The organism is Sulfuritalea sp., from assembly GCF_031426875.1.
GTDB lineage: Bacteria > Pseudomonadota > Gammaproteobacteria > Burkholderiales > Rhodocyclaceae > Sulfuritalea.
The window spans coordinates 18,304-37,601 of the sequence record NZ_JASJPC010000036.1 but is presented as its reverse complement, the minus strand read 5'-3'; the positions used below and the strand labels follow the sequence as shown (position 1 = coordinate 37,601).

The following is a 19,298-nucleotide window of genomic DNA, read 5'->3' as shown; positions in this document are numbered from 1 at the left end:
TGGTGCTCAGTGGCGCGCAGTGGCAAAGAGTTGGCGCTGGCGAGACGGCGTCGCCGTCAATCGGGTGAAGAATTGTCATCGCGGATCCTCGACCTGAGCTTGCGCCAGAGCGAACTGCGATTGATGCCCAACGCCTGTGCGGCCAGGGTCTGATTGCCGCCGACAGCGTCGAGCACCCAGCGGATGTAATCGCGCTCCTGCTCGTCCAGGGTGGGAATGCGGCCATTCTTCCTGCGGAACACGGAAAACTCGCCGGATTGCAGGTGCGGCGGCAATTGCGCCAGCCCCAGGGTATCGCCGTCCGAAATTGCCACGCCGCGTTCGACGATATTTTCCAGTTCGCGCACGTTGCCTGGAAACGCATAAGTCTGCAGGCATTCGAGTGCGTCGGGCGTGAATGCGGTGACGGGCTTGCCCATCTGCAGCGAAAACTTGTGCAGCAGGTGCTGCGCCAGCAACGGGATGTCATCGGGCCGCTGCGCCAACGGCGCAATGTGCAGGGTGACCACGTTGAGGCGGAAGTACAGGTCCTGGCGCAGGATCTGGTCGGCGACGGCCCGCGCGACATCGCGATTGGTGGCGGCGACGACGCGGATGTCGACCTTGGTCGGCACGGTTGCGCCAAGGCGCAACACCTCCTTCTCCTGGATCACGCGCAGCAGCTTGACCTGCATTTCCGGCGGCATTTCGGTGATCTCGTCGAGAAACAGCGTGCCGCCCGAGGCGGCCTCGATCAAGCCCTTGCGGGCACTCGCGGCGCCGGTGAAGGCTTCGCGCTCGTGACCGAAGAGTTCGTTGGCGAATAGTTCCTTGTTGAAGGCGCCGCAATTGACCGCGACCAATGGGCCGTTGTGGCGCTTGCCGTGACGATGGAGGAATTGCACCAGCAACTCCTTGCCGGTGCCGCTGTCGCCGGTGACAAGCACGTTGCAGTCGGTGGGGGCGATCTGTCGCGCCAGGTCGAGCATGCGCAAGGTGGCGGGATCCTGAGTGATGAATTTTGCCTGGCCGCGGTAGCTGGCGATTTCCGCGCGCAGTTGTTTGTTTTCGCGGCGCAGCCGCTGCTTTTCGAGCGCCTCGGCGACGACTTTCCTGACTTCGTCGAAATGGAAGGGCTTGGCGATGTAATGGAAGGCCCCCAGCTTCATCGCGCGCACGGCGGTCTCCGTGGTGGCGTAGCCGGTGATGACGATGACCTCGCTGTCGGGGTGGCGCGCCTTGCAGGCCTTGAGCAGGGCCATGCCGTCGGCCTGTTCCATGCGCAGGTCGGTCAGCAGCAGGTCGAACGGCCGGCTTTCGAGCAAGGCCAGCCCTGCGCTGCCGCTATGCGCCGTGGTGACCTCGTAGCCTTCCGCCGTCATGACGTGGCTCAGGTTGCGCACGGCGATTTCCTCGTCGTCGACAATCAGGATTCGATCAGGCTTTTTCATGTGTCCATGTACTTTCACCGTCTTCCGGCAGCCGCATGACGAAGGTGGCGCCGCGGCCATCTTCGCTGGCCGCCGAGATGCAGCCGCCGTGTTCTTCGACGATCTGGTAAACGATGAACAGGCCCAGCCCCATGCCCTTGCCGACATCCTTGGTGGTGAAGAAAGGATCGAAGATGCGCGGCAGTATCTCCGGAGGAATCCCAGGGCCGTTGTCGCTGACGCGGATGTCGATGGCGGCCATGTCGCGGCAGGGCGCAAGGCCAGCATCCGCCGGCGCGGCAGCCCCCGGAGCATGCCGCCTGGCGCCGATCGAAACCCGGCCGCGCTCGCCGGCGGCTTGCATCGCGTTCTTGATCAGGTTCAGCAGTGCCTGCTGCAATCTTTGCGGATCGGCGCGGACCGCAAGGTCGCTGGGGATGTCCAGACCGATCTCCAGCTCGTGCGGAGTATCGTCCTTGATGAAGCGCAGGGTTTGGCGGACCAGAGGCTCCAGCGGCAGCGTCTCCACCTGGAAGCGGCGCTCACGCGTGAAGTCGAGCAGCGAGCGCACTATGTCACGCGCTCGCACGCACTGGTCGTCTATCTGCCGCAGCATGTTGCGCTGCGGACTGTCGGTGGCAAGAGTGTTGTCTTCGAGCAGGATCTGGCAGGAGGACCAGATGTTCGACAGCGGGTTGTTCAGTTCATGCGCCACACCGGCCACCATGGTGCCCATCGAGGCGAGTTTTTCCGAGCGCAGCAAATGTTTTTGACGCTCCTCCAGTTCCTTCAGCACCTGGTTGAAGGCCGTCACGATGGAAACGATTTCCCGGTCTTCGCCAGGCATCGCCAACGCTCTGCGCCGGCCGCGGGCAACGGCGGTGAGGCTATCCTCGACCTGCTTCAGCGGCTGCACCACCCGGCGCGACAGCGCCTGGCCGACGGCGATCATCAATAGTGCGACACCGGCGACAGAAAAGAACAGCATCACCCGGAACGACGACAACGAGTGCTTGACCAGTTGGCGCTCGGCAGCCACCACCGCTTCGCTGGCGGCGACGATGTTTTGCCCGGTGGTCCGCACGTCCGGCTCCAGTTGCTTCAGGCGGTCAGGCTGCTCGCGGCTTGCGGCGAAGCAGGCCTCGATAGCCTGCCGGTAGCGGGTCAGTTCGCCGCGCAGTTCAGCCAGCCGTTGCCCTGCGCCGAGCGTGACGAAGTCCCTGGCGTTGCTGTCGAGCAGTCCAAGCATCCTGGTGCTGTAGGCGACATTTTCCCGGTAGTCGGCGTCCTGCCCGTAGAGGAAGAAATTGCGCTCGAAGCGACGAATTTCGAGGGCGGTGTCGAACAGTTCCGAAACCCGCTCGCCGAGCAGGATCTCGTCTTCCAGCAAGCGCAATTCCTCGTAGGCGAACAGGGATATCGCCAGCGTCAGCGAGGCGATTGCCGCGTAGGCGAAGGCTATTTTTCCGCGCAGCGAAGGACGCGAGCTAAAAAGCTTCATCAGATCGTGATGTTTGGACGAGTGTTGCATTATGCATCGTGTGCCCGGATCTGTGTAGCGCCTGGATTAAGTGCCCGTGTTGCAAGGGGCGGCAGCGGTATCTGGTGTTTCGTCGGGCGCTGATGTGTTGCATATCGCAGCGCCTGACGTCTTACACAGGGGCGTTAAATTTATAAAAGTTCCAACGGAACAAGCGCTTGCCTGACGAGGCACGGTCGGTGCATAGGAATCCCGTTCTTGCGGTTCAACCATGGGAACTCACATGCATGCAATTCTTCAGGACTTCCTCGACCGATTTCTTCGTGCGACCGAGTTTGCCAACACGGGCAACCTCGGCGAAGCCTTGTGTCTGATGGAGAAACACCATCTGGCCGAAGTCGAGCAGCGCCAGTCTCAGACCGCGCGGCGTCGGGTTCGGAAGCTCATGCAGCGGCCGCGCCAGTTTCATTCAACTACCATCGAACCGGCACAGCGTCACCCGCGCTGGCGCGGCAAGGTCCTGGTCGCAGCTTGCATGGCGCCGCAAGGCGGCAGGCTGAAAGAAACATGCTGATGGGCGTCAGCGTGTCCTTGCCCTTGCCGGTCGCCCGGTACTTGCATTCACTGTTTGATTCGCTGCGCGTCCTGCGCAACGGGGATACCCTGCGGCGCGATCTCCTCGCCGGCATCACCGTGTCGCTGGTGGCCATTCCGCAGTCGCTGGCCTATGCCCAGCTGGCCGGCGTGCCGGCCTATTACGGGCTCTATGCGGCACTGCTGCCGACCATCATCGGCGCTTTGTTCGGCTCCTCCTCGCAATTGTCCACCGGGCCGGTGGCGATGACTTCCCTGCTCACCGCGGCCAGCATCGCGCCACTCGCCGCCCATGGCAGCGATACCTTCTATTCCTACGTGATCCTGCTGGCGCTGATTTCGGGACTGTTCCAGATTGCCTTCGGCGTTTTGCGCATCGGCGTGCTGCTCAATTTCCTCTCCCATCCGGTTCTGATGGGCTTCATCAACGCCGCCGCGCTGATCATCGGCCTCTCGCAGTTGCCCGCGCTGCTGGGTATGTCGATGCACAATTCCGAGCATTTCCTGGCCGACATCTGGCATGTGCTGGTGCATATCGACGCCCTGCACGAACTGTCGCTCGGCTTCGGTCTGGTTGCGATCGTCATGCTGACCGGGTTCAAGCGCCTGACACCGAAGCTGCCGGGCGTACTGATAACCGTGGTGCTCTTGACGGGCGCCAGCTACGCCCTCCAATACGCCGACCTCGGCGGCAAGGTGATCGGCGAGATACCGCGCGGCCTTCCCGAATTCAGCGTGCCGCCGCTGGACTGGAAGGCCACCATGGACCTGTTGCCGGCCGGCTTCGTGATCGCCCTGATCAGCTTCATGGAAGCGATGTCCAGCGCCAAGGTGATCGCCATCCGGACGCGCCAGCCGTGGGACGAGAACAAGGAGCTGATCGGCCAGGGGCTGGCCAAGGTGGCGGCGGCTTTCAGCCAGTCGATGCCGGTCAGCGGCTCATTTTCGCGCTCGGCGCTGAATCTCGCGGCTGACGCCAGAACCGGGCTGTCGTCCGTCATTTCCGCGTTGTTCGTGCTGCTGACCCTGCTGTTCCTGACGCCGCTGCTCTATCACCTGCCCAAGCCGGTCCTTGCCGCGATCATCATGATGGCGGTGTTCGGTCTGATCAACATTCGCGCGCTGGCCAACGCGTGGCGGGCCAAGCGTGACGACGGCATCGCGGCGGCAGTGACCTTCGTGACGACGCTGGCCTTTGCGCCGAACATCCAGAATGGCATCCTGACCGGCATCATCCTGTCGCTGTCGCTGCTGCTGTATCGCATGATGCGGCCGCGCATTGCCCTGCTCGGCATGCACAGCGACGCGACCCTGCGCGACAGCGAGAGGCACCAACTGCCGCCGCTGCACTCCAGCCTCGGCGCCTTGCGCTTCGATGGCGCGTTGCGTTTCGTCAACGTCGCCTACTTCGAGGATGCGCTGCTGCGGCTGGAGCGGGAGAACCCGGAAATGACCTGCATCCTGGTCAAGGCCAGCGGGATCAACGACATCGACGCGTCTGGCGTGGAAATGCTGCTCAACTTGGCCAGCCGCTTCAAGTCGAGCGGCGTCACGCTGGTCTTCAGCGGCATCAAGAAACAGGTGGCCGATGTCATGGACCGTACCGGCCTGACGCAGGCGATCGGTCGGGAAAATATCTTTGCAACCGATCTGGAAGCGCTTGAGCGGCTGCGGCAACGCCTGCCGCCGTCACGGGAAGCAGCGGCCCGACCGGCCTTGTTGATGCACGTCGCCTGACCGCCAAAGGCGCCGCGCTCAGAGTTTCACCGCCAGCACCGGGCAGGCGGCGAAGCCGATCACACGCTCGGCGACGCTGCCCATCAGCAGGCGGTCGAGGCCGGTACGGCCGTGGGTGCCGATCACTATCAGGTCGACGCCGGCTTTGCTGGCCTGGTCGAGGATCACCTGCTCGGGGCGGCCTTCGGCGACGATGCCCGTCACCTGCACCGGTAGCGCTGCAAGGCCGGCCTTGACGCGGTCGATGGCAGTGACGGCCTCGCGCCGGCGCTGTTCGTTGTGGCTGGGCAGTACGGCTGAGACCACGGTCAGCGGCAATTGCCATTCCAGCGCGAGCTGGCCGGCCAGACGTGCTGCAGCGTCGCCGTGGCGCGAGCCGTCGGTGGCGACCAGGATGCCCTGGTGCCACTGTGCCGCGCCGCGCGGCGCCACCAGTACATTGCAGGGCGCATGGCCGATCACGCGCGCCGTGGCATCGCCGACCATGGCCCGCGCCAGGCCGCGCTTGCCGCGCCGGCCCATGACGATCAGATCGGCGCGGTCTTCGCTGGCGGCGTCCACAATGCCGCGATAGGGGTCTTCCGCCTCGGCGATCACCACTTCGTGTTCGATGTCGGCGGAGGCTTGCACGGCGCCGGCGACATTACGCCCGGCCTGGTCGAGCGCGACCTGCTCCAGTCCCGGTACTGTGGTTGCGTATTCGGGGTTGTAGACGGCGATGCTGGCGATGAACAGGCGGGCATCGTTGCGCCGCGCCAGTGCCGCAGCGACGCGGATCGCGCCCTCACTGTATTCGGAACCGTCGGTGGCGAGCAGGATGCGGCGCCAGCGGCCGCCGCGCTCAAGCCCACCCTGGGCCGGCGTGAAGGCGGCCATGCCCGCCGCCAGCTGGCGCGCGAAGTCGGCCTTGCGGTGTTCGGCGATGCCCTTGGTGAGCGAGGTCAGCACCGTCACCGCGCCGAGGATCAGCGCCACCGCCAGCACGCTGTCGCCCAGCGTCTTGAGCGTGGCGATGCTGCCGTGGTCGAGCGGCGCGATCATGCCCAGTTCGGACATGTAGCCCGGTATGTAGAACATGCGCGAGAACAGCACGGTGAGCATGATCACCGCCATCACCAGCTTGATCTGGTAGTCCTTGACGTAGGTGGTGCCGATCGCGCCGAGCTGGATGCCGAACAGCGAGCCGAGCAGGATCAGCATCGACAGGCGCACGTCGACCGCGCCTTCGAGGCCGTAGAGGAAGGTGCCGCCCAGGCCCATGACGAAGGCGATTACCAGTTCGGTACCGGAGGCCAGCAGCGCCGGCACGCCGAGGATGTAGATCATGGCCGGCACGCCGATGAAGCCGCCGACGGCGATGGCCGAGGCCAGCAGGCCGGTGGCGAAGCCGATCGGGATCACGAACAGCAACGAGACGCGGCCCTTGAGGGCGTCGAAATGCATCATGGTGCCGGGGATGACTATCGAACGGACCCAGAGCGCCAGCGGCGGCACCACGTGTTCCTCGTCCTGCGGCGCATGGCGCAGCTTGCGGTAGTCGCGCAGGACGAAGCCGCCGACGGCCGCCAGCACCACGATGAAAATCGCCGAGACGTAGAGATCGGTGCCGACCTTGCCGAAAGCCCGGCTGATGCCGACCATCAGGTGCTTGCCGGCGAGCATGCCGCCCTCGGCGAAAAGGCCGAGGATGAGGCCGAGCTTGACGTCCACCTGGCCGTACTTGTGGCGCTTGGCCGCGCCCACCAGCGCCTTGGGAAATTTGTGGCAGATGTTCGAGGCCACCGCCACCATGGCCGGCGCGCCCAGCGCCATCATCGCCGGGGTCAGCACGAAGGCGCCGCCCGAGCCGATGAAGCCCGAGACCATGCCGCCGATGAAGCCGATCAGCACCAGCAGGAATACCGTCGCCGCGTTGAGTTCGATGAACTGGGTAGCTTCCATGATTGGGCTATTTCCTGGCTTCGGCGTGGGAAGCCGGCTTGAGGCCCATCGCTTCCCAGAACAGGCCGGTGAAGGCGCCATGGACGATCGAAATGGCGAAGGCGAGCAGGATCGGGATCAGCACATGCCACCAGACGCCGGGTTCGATGTGGCCGTTCAGGGCGCTGCAGGCCGCGGCATCGGCCTTGTGGTAATAGAGGAAGGTGCCGCCCCTATCGACGATGCAGACATCGGGCGTGGTGTGCGCCAGATGCAGGACCAGGTCGGAGTAGGAGAACATCGCCGTGTACAGCGCCGCCGTGGCGACGCCCCAGAAGATGGTCTTGCCCCAATGGGCGTTGTGCAGATCCATGTTTGTTCCCCTTGTGCAAACGGCCGATGCTGCAGTCTGGAAAGTGCCCGGACCTGGAGAAGTCCTTCTGACCTCAGGGTCTATTAAGGATTGCTAATATCACGGGCAGCGTGAAGGGAGCGTCAAGATGGGGCGCCGTGCCGCCAGCGCTGACTCCCTCCCCACGCCTTGCCTGCCGGGGATTTCGCTTCGCGGGCCGGCAAAGGGGAGGGCTGGGGTGGGGATGGGGCAAGCTTGGCGTTGACCGGCCATGAGCGAATCAGCCATGCGCTATGCTGGGCGCCGAACGGGGAGAGGACATGCGACGAGCGATTTTCTTTGCGCGGGGAGGGCGGTGATGGGCGGTGAGGCGGGCGCCGCGATGGAATCTTCCGCCTGGAATCCCGGCGTCGGCACCGGCATCCCGCGGGAGTTCGCAACGCTGGAGACGATCTTCCGCCCGGAGTGCGTGCTCACCGGCAGCGACGAGATCGACGAGCTCGCCGCGCTGACCGGCCTGCCGCACGAGGAACTCACGGTGTTCCGCCCGCAAAGGCTGGCGCTGCATGAAATCATCATCCGCGTCACTGCCGACATCGCCGTCGCCGAGGGCGAGGAGGAAGAGGATTTCGGGCGCAATTTCCGCCGCATCACCACGAAAATTTTCGACACCTGCGTCGCCCCGCATCTGGCCGAGATCGATCAGGCCTATGCGGAGCTGAGCCGGCAGGCCGACGAGCTGGTGCGCCGGATCCTCGCGGAGAGCTTGTTTGCGCCGCCGGCACCGGCAGTCGCGCGCGGCTGGTTCGGCCGCTGGCGCCGGGACAAGCGGCCGGGCGCGGCGCCCGAGTCGATGGCGGAACGCGAGTACCGCATCGTCGCCGGCTACAAGACGTTGGGCCTGGGTACCGACGATCCGCTGCGGCGCGCCGCGTACAAGAGCCTCTACCGCGTGCTCGGCGCGATTGCCGGCAAGCGCGGCCGCCTCGGCGCGGACCGCGACCTGCTGGCGAAGCTGGTCGCGCGCCACGTCTGCAACAGCCAGGGCAGCCAGCTGATCGGCCAGATGATCGCGCCCTGGGTCGTCGCGGCGATCGAGCGCGAAGGCTACGTTCGCGTCGCCACCCAGGCGGCGCCGGTGCTGATCAGCCTCAAGGGCGCCTCGGCCGCCGGCAAGAGCTCGCTGCGGCCCATGCTCAAGCAGGTCCTGCGCGAACAAGGCATCGCCGCCGACGGCTACGCCACGATCAGCCCGGATGTCTGGCGGCGTCAGCTGCTCGACTACGAGTCGCTCGGACCGGCGCGCAAATATGCCGGCCACCTGACCAGCCGCGAACTGATGGTGATCGACGGCAAGCTCGATCGCTACATCCGCGACAAGGCCGATCGCGAGCACGCGATCCCGCACCTGCTGGTCGATCGCTTCCGCTTCGACAGCTTCACCGCCGAGAAGGTGGCGCGCGTGCTGCACGACACCTATGCGCGCTACGTGCACACCATGTATATGTACTTCATCGTCACGCCGCCCGAGACCACCGTGCTGCGCGGCTGGCAGCGGGCGCTGGAGCGCGGCCGCTACAAGGCCGTGGAGGATTTCCTGGCGCACGGCGTGGAGGCCTACCGCGGCATGCCGAAGATCCTGTTCAAATGGCTGGCCAGCCCGCGCCCCGACTACCGCTACGTCTTCCTCGACAACCGCGTGGCACGCGGCAGCTTTCCCAAGACCATCGCCAGCGGCGACCGCGACCGGATGGTGATCTACGACCCGGCCGCCTTCATCGACATCGAGCGCTACCAGAAGGTCGACATCCATGCCGGCGCGCCGGCAGAGCTCTACCCGGCGTCGTCCGATTTGACGGTCGCCGCGAATTCCGGCTTCCTCAGGGAATGCGTGCGGCGCATCGCGACGCTGGAATTCGTCGATCGCGACAGCGGCCGTGCCTACCTGTGCGCGCACCGGGGCAGCTTCGAGGTGCAGGACGCCGCGCTGCTGGCCCGAGTGCTGGAGGATGCAGAGCTCGCCGCCGCGCTGCGCGCGATCGCGCCCGGGTTGGCGGCGCCCGGCCAAGAGTTGGCGATGGCGACACGGCGGAATACGCTCTCCTGATTGCGGAATAAAAACCTTGTTGGCTGGGACGGATTAGGCGCTGTTACTATCGGTCGCTTCGTCAAGAGAGCGTCAAGAACGGGTGTGGCCGCACTCCCGGACGCATGCATCTACCCCGGGATATGAGTTTTCCGCCGCTGCTGCAACGCTTCCTGCCCTTCCTGAGCTGGTTTCCCTATTCAGGGGCGACGCTGCGCGCCGACTTCATCGCCGGCCTCACCGTGGCGCTGGTGCTGGTGCCGCAGTCGATGGCTTATGCCCAGTTGGCCGGCCTGCCGCCCTATTACGGGCTCTATGCGGCCTTCCTGCCGGTGGTGGTGGCGGCGCTCTGGGGCTCGTCGCGCCAGCTCGGCACCGGGCCGGTGGCGGTCGCCTCGCTGCTCACCGCGTCCTCGCTGGCGCCGCTGGCGGCGCCGGGCTCGGAAGCCTTCGTCGCGCTGGCGATCATGCTGGCCCTGCTGGTCGGCATCTTCCAGCTCGCGCTGGGGGTGTTCAAGCTCGGCGTGGTGGTGAATTTCCTTTCGCATCCGGTCATCGTCGGCTTCACCAATGCGGCGGCGATCATCATCGGCCTGTCCCAGGTGAACAAGCTGATCGGCGTGCCGATGGGGCGCTCCGAGTCCTTCATCAGGGACATCTGGGGCGTCGTACAGTTGGTCGGCGACACGCATCTGCCGACCCTGGCCATGGGCGCCGCGGCGATCGCCATCATGTGGGTCATCCGCAGGAAGGCGCCCAGATTACCCGGGGTGCTGATCGCCGTCGCCTTGACCACCGTGGTCTCGTGGCAGATCGGCTTCGAGCGCAGCGCCGGCGCGAGCATCGAGCAGATCGCCGAACCCGAGGCACAGACGCTGCTCGGCGAATTCCTGCGCACCGAGGCGCGCATCAGGGAGATCAACGACCAGCTTGCCGCCGGCAATGCCGAGCTCAAGAAACTGCAAAAGGCCGGCAGCGAATCGGCTCACGATGTAGCCCGCCTGCGCTACGAGATCGAACTGCTCAAGCTGCAGCTCAAGGATCGCGAGGACGAAAACCGCGGTCGCAGCCGCGCCATTCGCGCCACCGTGCTGGAGCAGGTGCCCGGCAGCGACGGCAAGCCGGCGACCTACTTCGCCCAGGGCAAGGTGCCGGCGGGGCTGCAAACCGAAGGCCATCGCTGGCGCATCACGCGGACCGTCCATGGTTCGGGCGGCGAGATCCGGCTGACCGGCGGTGGCCAGGTGGTCGGTAGCATTCCCGAGGGTCTGCCTTCCATCAGCCTGCCGAAATTTTCCTGGGAAGCCCTCGTCAGTCTGCTCTCGGCGGCCGTCGTGATTTCGCTGGTCGGCTTCATGGAGGCGATTTCCATCGCCAAGGCCATCGCGGCCAAGACCCGGCAGAAAATCGACCCCAACCAGGAACTGATCGGCCAGGGCCTGGCCAACCTGGTCGGCAGCCTGACCCAGTCGTTCCCCGTTTCCGGCTCCTTTTCACGCTCCGCGGTGAATATCAACGCCGGGGCCAAGTCCGGCATGTCCTCGGTCATCACCGGGGTCTTCGTGCTGCTGACCCTGCTGTTCCTGACGCCGCTGCTCTACCACCTGCCGCAGGCGGTGCTTGCCGCCGTCATCATCATGGCGGTGATCGGCCTGATCAACTTCGACGCGATCAAGCACGCCTGGCAGGCCAACAAGCACGACGGCATCGCCTCGGTGGTCACCTTCGTCGCCACCCTGGCGGCGGCCCCGCATCTTGACAAGGGCATCATGCTCGGCGCCGGACTGGCCATCCTGCTTTATCTCTACCGCACCATGACGCCGCGCGTCGCCATCCTCGGCCGTTATCACGACGGCACGCTGCGCGACGTGAAGGTGAACCAGTTGCCCGAATCGCGCGTGGTGGTCGCCGTGCGCTTCGACGGCCGGCTTTACTTCGCCAATGTCTCCTACTTCGAGGACGCCCTGCTCGAAGCCGTCGCCAGCAACCCGCGGGTGGCCTACCTGCTGGTGGTCGGCGACGGCATCAACGAACTCGACGCCTCGGGCGAGGAGGTGGTGCGCCACCTGGTCGAGCGCCTGCGCGCCAGCGGCATCACGGTGCTGTTCTCCGGTCTCAAGAAGCAGGTGATCGACGTCATGCACGCCACGCACCTGTTCGACTACATCGGCCAGGAAAACATCTTCGCCACCGCCGACCTCGCCATCGAGGCGGCCTACGCAGCGGCTTCGGCAGCAGGCAGGGAGCATGCATCGACGCTCCTGAGGAAATGACGGAGAGATTTTATCGGCGTCATTGCCGTCGCGCCAGCGCCGACTTTGCCCGCGCCAACTTCGCCGGCGCTGCTAAAATGTGCCTTTGCTTCCCTTGCCACCCATGCCCACGCCGCTGTCCATCGACGCCCTGCTGATCGCCGCCTGCGCCTGGCTGGCTGTCGGGCTGTTCGGGCTGGCGGCGCCGCGCAATACGCGCTTCATCAGCAAGGTCCTGTTTCCGCTCGGTGCGCTCATCGGCATGCTGGTGGGATCGGTGGCGCTGGTGGCGCTGGGCGGCCCGGCACAGACCGCGGTGCTGGCCATCGGCCTGCCGGACCTGCCTTTCCACCTGCGCCTGGACAATCTGTCCGCCGTGTTCGCGCTGTTGCTGGGCTTCGCCTCGGTCGGCATCTCGATCTTCGCCGCCGGCTACTTCCGGGAGGGCGAAGGCACCGCACCCGGCGTGCTCTGCCTCGAATACCACGTCTTCCTCGCCAGCATGCTGCTGGTGCTGCTGGCCGACGACGCCTATGCCTTCATGGTGGCCTGGGAGAGCATGGCGCTCTCGTCCTTCTTCCTGGTCACCACCAACCATCAGCACGCCGAGATACGCCGCGCCGGCTTTCTCTACCTGCTGATCGCCCATATCGGCGCCATCTCGATCCTGCTCTCCTTCGGCGTGATGACCGGCGGCGCCGGCGACTACAGCTTCGCCGGCATGCGCGCGCAGGACCTGTCGCCATTCTGGGCCTCGGCGGCCTTCCTGCTGGCGCTGGCCGGCTTCGGCGCCAAGGCCGGCCTGGTGCCGCTGCACGTCTGGCTGCCGGAGGCACACCCGGCGGCGCCCTCGCCGGTCTCGGCAATGATGAGCGGCGTGATGCTGAAGACCGCCATCTACGGCCTGCTGCGGGTCAGCTTCGACTTGTTGCACACGACGATCTGGTGGTGGGGCGTGGTGGCGCTGGTGGTCGGTCTGGTCACGGCGCTGTTCGGCGTGCTCTACAGCACGGTGCAAAGCGACATGAAGCGGCTGCTGGCCTATTCCTCGATCGAGAACATCGGCCTGATTGCCGTCGGCATCGGCCTGACCCTGATTTTCCATGCCTACCGCATGGAGTCGCTGGCGGCCCTGGCCATGACGGCGGTGCTCTATCACTGCCTGGCCCATTCCGCCTTCAAGAGCCTGCTGTTCCTGTGCACCGGCTCGGTGCTGCACGCGACCAAGGAACGCAGCCTGGGCAAGCTCGGCGGCCTGATCCATCGCATGCCCTGGGTGGCTTGGCTGGCGTTGGCGGGCGTCGTCGCCAGCGCCGGGCTGCCGCCGCTGTCGGGCTTCGTTTCGGAGTGGCTGCTGCTGCAGAGCTTCCTGTTTTCACCCGGCCTGCCGCATCCCTGGCTCAACATGGTGGTGCCGGTGGCGGCGGCGCTGGTGGTCCTCGTCGCCGCGCTGGCCGGCTTCGCCATGGTCAAGTTCTACGGCATCATTTTCCTCGGCCAGATGCGCGAGCCGGGTCTGAAGGACGCCCACGATGCCGGCAACTGGGAAAAAGTCGGCCTGGCGTGGCTGGCGCTGATCACGCTGCTGCTCGGCATCCTGCCGTCGACGGTGATCCTGCGCATCGATGCCGCGACGCGCCAGTTGCTTGGCACCGGCCTGGCCGACACGCTGCACGAGCAGGGCTGGTGGATGCTGGCGCCGATCTCGCCCGAACGCGCCAGCTACGAGCCGATGATTTTCCTGGTCACCATCGCGTCCACGCTGCTGCTGGGCCGCTGGCTGGTGCGCTATCTCTACCATGGCCGCGTGCGCCGCACCACGGCATGGGACTGCGGCTACTACTTCCAGGGCCCGCGCGCGCAGGACACGGCCGAGGGCTTCAGCCAGCCGATCCGCCGCATTTTCGAGCCGATGTTCCGCATGCTGCGCCATTTCCCGACCGCGCGCGACACTGCGCCGCATTACAGCGTCAAGGTCGAGGATCATTTTTGGTACTGGCTCTACCTGCCGCTGGCCAGGCTGGCCGCCCGGCTGTCGACGCTGATCGTCACCCTGCAGGGTGGGCGCATCGCCGTCTATCTGATGTACAGCTTCATCACGCTTCTGGTACTCCTTCTGGTGGCGCGGCCATGATCAGTATCTCGGGTTTGTTTGGCCAGGCCTTTGCGATCCTGCTGGCGCTGGCGCTGGCGCCGCTGCTGTCGGGCTGGGTGGGGCAATGCCGGGCCTGGCTGCAAAGCCGCAGCGCGCCGCCGCTGCTGCTGCCCTACTACATGCTGCAAAAGCTGTTCCACAAGGATGTGGTGCTGGCGCACGGCGCGTCGTCCCTGTTCCGCGTCGCGCCCTTCGTGGTCTTCGGCTGCATGGTGCTGGCCTGTGCCATCATTCCCACGCTATCCACCGACCTGCCGCTGGCGCCGGCCGCCGACGCCCTGGCCCTGGTCGGCGTGTTCGGCCTGGCTCGAATCTTCATTTCGCTCGCCGCGATGGATGTCGGCACTTCCTTCGGCAGCCTCGGCGGCCGCCGTGAAATGCTGATTGGATTCCTCGCCGAGCCGGCGCTGTTGATGGTGATTTTCACCCTGGCCATGATCGCCCAATCGACCTCGGTCGCCACCATCGTCGACACCTTGGCCCATCGCGATCTGGTGATCTACCCGAGCCTGGCCTTTGCCGGCATCGCCTTCACCTTCGTCTCCTTCGCCGAGAACGCCCGCGTGCCGGTGGACAATCCGGCCACCCATCTCGAACTGACCATGATCCACGAGGCGATGATCCTCGAGTATTCGGGCCGCCATCTGGCGCTGCTCGAATGGGCGGCGAGCCTCAAGCTCTACGCCTATTCCTGTCTCGGCCTGGCGCTGTTTTTCCCCTGGGGCATCGCATCGGGCGACAGCTTCCTGGCGCTGGTCGCGGCGATACCCCTGCTGCTGTTCAAACTGAGTATCGGTGGCTTCCTGCTGGCCGTGATCGAGACCATCAACGCCAAGATGCGCATTTTTCGCGCGCCTGAGTTTCTCGGCACTGCCTTCATGCTGGCGGTGCTCGGGCTGCTGGTGCGCCTGCTGCTGGAGAGCCGGGTATGAGTTCCGCAATTCCGTTTTCTGCGCAGCTTATTAATCTTTTCGCGGCGGTGATTCTGCTGCTGGCGTTCGCCATGTTGGCGCAGCGGCGAATTCTGGCGCTGGTCAACCTGTTCGCCCTGCAGGGGCTGACCCTGTGCCTGGCGACCCTGGTGGCGGCGGTGACTACCAGCCAGGTGCACCTGTATTACTCGGCCGGCCTCACGCTGCTGCTCAAGGTGCTGCTGCTGCCCTGGATACTGCATCGGCTGGTGCGCAAGCTCAACGTCAAGAACGAGGTCGAGGCGTTGATCAACATCCCGACCACCATGCTGGTGGGAATCGTGCTGGTCATGGTCGCCTTCAATGTCGCGCTGCCGATCTCCGAGCTGTCCCACACCATCACGCGCGGCACCCTGGGCATCGCGCTGGCGGTGGTGATGCTGGCTTTCCTGATGATGATCACGCGGCAGAAGGCCATCACCCAGGTGGTCGGTTTCCTGTCGATGGAAAACGGCCTGTTCCTCGCCGCCACCAGCGCCACCTACGGCATGCCGATGGTGGTCGAGCTCGGCATCGCGCTCGACGTCCTGGTCGGGGTGATCATCCTCGGCGTGTTCTTCTTCCAGATCCGCGACCAGTTCGACAGCCTCGACATCCGCAACATGGAACAGCTGAAGGACAACTAAATCCATGGATTTCTTCGTTCTCATGCTCGCGATTCCCCTGGTCAGCGGCGCGCTGCTGACCGTGGTCGGCGAACGCGAGTGGGCGCCCAACCTCAACATCATCGCCAGCCTCGGCACCTTTGCCGCGGCGGTCGGCCTGACCGTCGAGATCATCGCCAACGGTCCACGCTTCGCCTTCGGCGAGCAGTTCTTCATCGATTCGCTGAATGTGTTCTTCGTCGCGCTGACCGCCTTCGTCGGCCTGACCACCAGCATATTCTCCGGCCCCTACATGAAGAACGAGCGCGAGCACGGCAAGCTCAGCGCGCCGCGCCTGCGGCTCTACAAGAGCATGTACCAGCTCTTCATGTTCACCATGCTGGCGGCGCTGACCACCAACAACCTCGGCATCCTTTGGGTCGCGATGGAAGCGGCGACGCTGACCACCGTGCTGCTGGTGTCGCTCTACCGCACGCCGGCCAGCCTGGAGGCGGCCTGGAAATACTTCATCCTCTGCGGCGTCGGCATCGCCCAGGCGCTGTTCGGCACCATCCTGCTCTACTTCGCCGCCGAGCGCGTGCTGGGCGAAAGCGGCAACGCGCTCTTGTGGACCCACCTGATCGACGTCAAGGGCCAGCTCGAGCCGACCATCATGGCCCTGTCCTTCATCTTCCTGCTGGTCGGCTACGGCACCAAGGTCGGCCTGGCGCCGCTGCACAACTGGCTGCCCGATGCCCATGCCGAAGGCCCGACGCCGGTCTCGGCGGTGCTCTCGGGGCTGCTGCTGAACGTCGCGCTCTACGCCATCCTGCGCTGCAAGGTGTTGGCCGACGGTGCCATTCCCGGAGATTTCGCCGGCAACCTGATGATGGGCTTCGGCCTGTTCACGCTTCTCGTCGCGGCCTTCTTCCTGTCGCGCCAGAAGGATGTCAAGCGCATGTTCGCGTATTCCTCGATCGAGCACATGGGCCTCATCACCTTCGCCTTCGGCATGGGCGGTCCGGTGGCTAATTTCGCCGGCCTGCTGCACATGACCATGCATTCGCTGACCAAGTCGGCGATCTTCTTCGCCGTCGGCCATGCCACGCAGAAGACCGGCACCCAACTGATGGAGAACATTCGCGGCCTGATCCGCATCAATCCGCTGATCGGCTGGGGACTGATGCTGGGCACGCTGGCCATCCTCGGCATGCCGCCCTTCGGTGTCTTTGCCAGCGAGTTCATGATTCTCACCCATGCCATGAAATACCACCCGTGGGCGACGCCGATCCTGCTGCTGGGCTTGGGCGTGGCCTTCGCCGCAATCTTCGGCAAGGTCCAGCCCATGGTGTTCGGCGAGACCGAGGCCAAGCGCCTGCCGCATGCGCCGGCCATCACGCCGGTGTTCCTGCATCTGGGCATCGTCCTGATGCTTGGGCTCTACATTCCACCCTATTTGACGCGCTGGTTTCACGAAGCCTCGCGCATGCTCGGCTAGGGTTATGACGACCTTTCCCCCATCCCCTTTCCCGAGGAAAGGGGTGACTTTGGTTCAGCCGCGGGGCGGCTTCCATGCTGTTGACTTCAGGCCTCCTTGGGGCGGCCCGGCGGAGGCCTGAATGATCTTCCACGCCGAACCCATCGAATTCGTCCGCCAGCCCGGGCTAGGTGCGCCGGCGTGGCGCGGTCGCGCCGCGGACGGCGAAGACATGCTGCGCTTTGCGATTTCCGTCCATCGCCACCACGGCCGCCTGGCCGCGCTGTGGGGCGAGGACCGGCGGCAGCAGGGCGCCGGCTATCGCCTGCATTGCGTGTTCGCCCTCGACGAGGGCTGGCCCTGGCTCAGCCTCGACCTGGCGGCCGAGGGCGACCAGTGCCCGGTCTATCCCGACCTGTCCGGCATCTTTTCTGCCGCGAATCGCATGCAGCGCGCCACCCGCGACCTGGTCGGCATTGCCAGCGACGGCAGCGACCAGCGGCCCTGGCTGCGCCACGGCGCCTGGCCGGCTGACTGGTATCCGCTGCGCCACGATGCCGTGCATGAGGTCGGTGTCGGTGTCGGCTTCGCCAATTTTCCCAGCGACTACGAGTTCGTCAAGGTCGGCGGCGAGGGCGCCCACGAAATTCCGGTCGGTCCGATCCATGCCGGAATCATCGAGCCTGGGCATTTCCGCTTCTCGGTGGTCGGCGAGCGCGTGCTGCGCCTGGAGCAGAGGCTGGGTTACCAGCACAAGGGCGTCGAGAAGCTGTTCATCGGCGCCGACCTCGCGCATGGCGCGCGCCTGGTCGGCCGTGTCTCCGGCGATTCCACCTGCGCCTACGCCTGGGCCTATGCCGACGCGGTGGAGGCGGCGTGCCGGGTCGAGCCGCCGCCGCGGGCCCTGATGCTGCGTGCGCTGATGCTCGAGCGCGAGCGCGTCGCCAATCATCTGGGCGACCTTGGTGCGCTGGGCAATGATGCCGCTTTCGCCTTCGGCCTGACACAGTTCATGCGCCTCAAGGAAGACTGGCTGCGCCTGAACCAGCAGATCTTCGGCCACCGCTTCATGATGGATCGCATCGTGCCGGGCGGCGTCGTCATGGATGTCGATGCCGCGGCGCTCGCCGCCATGATCGAGCAGTGCGGTGTGGTCCGTGGCGAAGTCAGGAAGCTGCACGCGCTCTACGACGCGCACGCCGGGCTGCAGGATCGTTTCGTCACCACCGGCGCGATCGACGCCGCCCTGGCGCGCGAACTGTCGCTGTCCGGCATGGCCGCCCGTGCCAGCGGCATCCTGCTCGACGGCCGCGCGCACCGCCAGGGCTACACGCCGCCGGCGCCATATGCCAAGCTTGGCGTGCGTCCGGTCACCGACGAGCGTGGCGACGTGGCCGCGCGCGTCGCCGTGCGCTTTGACGAGATATACGAATCGCTGCGCCTGCTGCACGAAATAGCACTTGGCCTGCCGGGCGGCGAGACCCGGGTCGAAGTCGCGCCGATCGGCGACGCCAGCGGCCTCGGCGTCATCGAAGGCTGGCGCGGCGAGGTGCTGGTCGGCGTCCAGTTCGCCGGCGACGGCAGGCTGGCCCGGGTGCACCCGCACGACCCGTCATGGCAGGCTTGGCCGGCGCTGGAGCATGCGGTGATGAAAGACATCGTTCCCGACTTCCCGCTGATCAACAAGTCCTTCAACCTGTCCTATTCGGGAGCAGACCTGTGATTCCCTTGCTGCGCCACATCTTCCGCACCGGCATCCTGACCGAGCCCATGCCCGAAGCCGAGGGCGGGCCGCAGCGCGAAATCGACCGGCTGCACGACGAGATCCTCAAGGTGCTCGGCCGCGCCCTGACCATACGCGAGGTCGATGCCGGCTCCTGCAACGGCTGCGAGCTGGAGATCCACGCCCTCAACAATCCCTATTACAACCTCGAAGGCCGCGGCATCAAGTTCGTTGCCAGTCCGCGCCATGCCGACATGCTGCTGGTGACCGGCTCGGTGACGCGGAACATGGAGAATGCACTGCGCATCGCCTACGATTGCACGCCCGATCCCAAGCTGGTGGTGGCGGTGGGCGACTGCGGCTGCAACGGCGGGGTGTTCGGCGAGAGCTATGCGACTTGCGGCGCGGTGGAGAACGTGGTCGGCGTCGATCTGCGCATTCCCGGCTGTCCGCCGACGCCGCTGGCCCTGATGCAGGGCATCCTGGCGGCGATACGCACGGCAAAGTAGGGCTTGTGAGCGAGCTTGCTCGCGATGCAGCCGAGACATAGCGAGCAAG

Annotated in this window: 14 protein-coding genes; 10 read left to right on the top strand and 4 right to left on the bottom strand. The window is 65.5% G+C overall.

Annotated features, from left to right (window positions below; all coding sequences use genetic code 11):
- Positions 1-56: 56 nt before the first annotated feature.
- Positions 57-1,430 carry a sigma-54 dependent transcriptional regulator gene (locus RMO95_RS16240; protein ID WP_310451694.1) on the bottom strand — a complete coding sequence of 458 codons (1,374 nt, stop codon included), beginning with the start codon at positions 1,428-1,430 and terminating at the stop codon, positions 57-59.
- Positions 1,417-2,910 (bottom strand): HAMP domain-containing sensor histidine kinase, encoded by a 1,494-nt coding sequence (locus RMO95_RS16235; RefSeq protein ID WP_310451693.1) that lies wholly within the window; start codon positions 2,908-2,910, stop codon positions 1,417-1,419. The genes RMO95_RS16240 and RMO95_RS16235 overlap by 14 nt, the downstream gene beginning before the upstream one ends.
- A gap of 262 nt (positions 2,911-3,172) precedes the next feature.
- Here RMO95_RS16235 and RMO95_RS16230 point away from each other — a divergent pair, with 262 nt between their 5' ends.
- Positions 3,173-3,463 carry a hypothetical protein gene (locus RMO95_RS16230; RefSeq protein WP_310451692.1) on the top strand — a complete coding sequence of 97 codons (291 nt, stop codon included), beginning with the start codon at positions 3,173-3,175 and terminating at the stop codon, positions 3,461-3,463.
- Positions 3,457-5,220, top strand: a complete 1,764-nt coding sequence (locus RMO95_RS16225; RefSeq protein WP_310451691.1) for a SulP family inorganic anion transporter — start codon at positions 3,457-3,459, stop codon at positions 5,218-5,220. The genes RMO95_RS16230 and RMO95_RS16225 overlap by 7 nt, the downstream gene beginning before the upstream one ends.
- Positions 5,221-5,238: 18 nt before the next feature.
- Here RMO95_RS16225 and RMO95_RS16220 read toward each other — a convergent pair whose 3' ends face one another.
- Both RMO95_RS16220 and RMO95_RS16215 read right to left on the bottom strand, forming a co-directional pair.
- Positions 5,239-7,161: a TSUP family transporter gene (locus RMO95_RS16220; protein WP_310451690.1), complete on the bottom strand. Its 1,923-nt coding sequence runs from the start codon at positions 7,159-7,161 to the stop codon at positions 5,239-5,241.
- A gap of 7 nt (positions 7,162-7,168) precedes the next feature.
- On the bottom strand, positions 7,169-7,513 hold the full coding sequence (locus RMO95_RS16215; RefSeq protein ID WP_310451689.1) for a hypothetical protein: 345 nt from the start codon (positions 7,511-7,513) through the stop codon (positions 7,169-7,171).
- 361 nt (positions 7,514-7,874) lie between these two features.
- On the opposite strand from RMO95_RS16215, the gene RMO95_RS16210 reads away from it, so the two are divergent.
- From RMO95_RS16210 to RMO95_RS16175, 8 genes are all read left to right on the top strand, one after another.
- Positions 7,875-9,599, top strand: a complete 1,725-nt coding sequence (locus tag RMO95_RS16210) for a hypothetical protein (protein ID WP_310451688.1) — start codon at positions 7,875-7,877, stop codon at positions 9,597-9,599.
- Positions 9,600-9,721: 122 nt separating this feature from the next.
- The gene (locus tag RMO95_RS16205) at positions 9,722-11,851 is read left to right on the top strand and encodes a SulP family inorganic anion transporter (RefSeq protein WP_310451687.1); all 2,130 of its coding nucleotides are present in this window, start codon (positions 9,722-9,724) and stop codon (positions 11,849-11,851) included.
- A gap of 103 nt (positions 11,852-11,954) precedes the next feature.
- Positions 11,955-13,964 (top strand): hydrogenase 4 subunit B, encoded by a 2,010-nt coding sequence (gene hyfB / locus RMO95_RS16200; protein ID WP_310451744.1) that lies wholly within the window; start codon positions 11,955-11,957, stop codon positions 13,962-13,964.
- On the top strand, positions 13,961-14,917 hold the full coding sequence (locus tag RMO95_RS16195; protein WP_310451686.1) for a respiratory chain complex I subunit 1 family protein: 957 nt from the start codon (positions 13,961-13,963) through the stop codon (positions 14,915-14,917). Before hyfB ends, RMO95_RS16195 begins: the two co-directional genes overlap by 4 nt.
- The gene (locus RMO95_RS16190; protein ID WP_310451685.1) at positions 14,914-15,582 is read left to right on the top strand and encodes a formate hydrogenlyase; all 669 of its coding nucleotides are present in this window, start codon (positions 14,914-14,916) and stop codon (positions 15,580-15,582) included. The genes RMO95_RS16195 and RMO95_RS16190 overlap by 4 nt, the downstream gene beginning before the upstream one ends.
- 4 nt (positions 15,583-15,586) lie before the next feature.
- Positions 15,587-17,038, top strand: a complete 1,452-nt coding sequence (locus RMO95_RS16185; protein WP_310451684.1) for a hydrogenase 4 subunit F — start codon at positions 15,587-15,589, stop codon at positions 17,036-17,038.
- Positions 17,039-17,159: 121 nt separating this feature from the next.
- Positions 17,160-18,740 (top strand): NADH-quinone oxidoreductase subunit C, encoded by a 1,581-nt coding sequence (locus tag RMO95_RS16180; protein ID WP_310451683.1) that lies wholly within the window; start codon positions 17,160-17,162, stop codon positions 18,738-18,740.
- Complete coding sequence (locus tag RMO95_RS16175) at positions 18,737-19,249, top strand: formate hydrogenlyase (protein ID WP_310451682.1); 513 nt, start codon at positions 18,737-18,739, stop codon at positions 19,247-19,249. The genes RMO95_RS16180 and RMO95_RS16175 overlap by 4 nt, the downstream gene beginning before the upstream one ends.
- The last annotated feature ends 49 nt before the right edge of the window (positions 19,250-19,298 follow it).

Bases quoted from the DNA above. Each gene is read 5' to 3' on its own strand.
- RMO95_RS16205 (WP_310451687.1), top strand. From the start codon at position 9,722: ATGAGTTTTCCGCCGCTGCTGCAACGCTTCCTGCCCTTCCTGAGCTGG.
- RMO95_RS16210 (WP_310451688.1), top strand. From the start codon at position 7,875: ATGGAATCTTCCGCCTGGAATCCCGGCGTCGGCACCGGCATCCCGCGG.
- RMO95_RS16195 (WP_310451686.1), top strand. From the start codon at position 13,961: ATGATCAGTATCTCGGGTTTGTTTGGCCAGGCCTTTGCGATCCTGCTG.
- RMO95_RS16220 (WP_310451690.1), bottom strand. From the start codon at position 7,161: ATGGAAGCTACCCAGTTCATCGAACTCAACGCGGCGACGGTATTCCTG.
- hyfB (WP_310451744.1), top strand. From the start codon at position 11,955: ATGCCCACGCCGCTGTCCATCGACGCCCTGCTGATCGCCGCCTGCGCC.
- RMO95_RS16235 (WP_310451693.1), bottom strand. From the start codon at position 2,910: ATGAAGCTTTTTAGCTCGCGTCCTTCGCTGCGCGGAAAAATAGCCTTC.
- RMO95_RS16185 (WP_310451684.1), top strand. From the start codon at position 15,587: ATGGATTTCTTCGTTCTCATGCTCGCGATTCCCCTGGTCAGCGGCGCG.
- RMO95_RS16215 (WP_310451689.1), bottom strand. From the start codon at position 7,513: ATGGATCTGCACAACGCCCATTGGGGCAAGACCATCTTCTGGGGCGTC.
- RMO95_RS16230 (WP_310451692.1), top strand. From the start codon at position 3,173: ATGCATGCAATTCTTCAGGACTTCCTCGACCGATTTCTTCGTGCGACC.
- RMO95_RS16180 (WP_310451683.1), top strand. From the start codon at position 17,160: ATGATCTTCCACGCCGAACCCATCGAATTCGTCCGCCAGCCCGGGCTA.
- RMO95_RS16240 (WP_310451694.1), bottom strand. From the start codon at position 1,430: ATGAAAAAGCCTGATCGAATCCTGATTGTCGACGACGAGGAAATCGCC.
- RMO95_RS16225 (WP_310451691.1), top strand. From the start codon at position 3,457: ATGCTGATGGGCGTCAGCGTGTCCTTGCCCTTGCCGGTCGCCCGGTAC.
- RMO95_RS16190 (WP_310451685.1), top strand. From the start codon at position 14,914: ATGAGTTCCGCAATTCCGTTTTCTGCGCAGCTTATTAATCTTTTCGCG.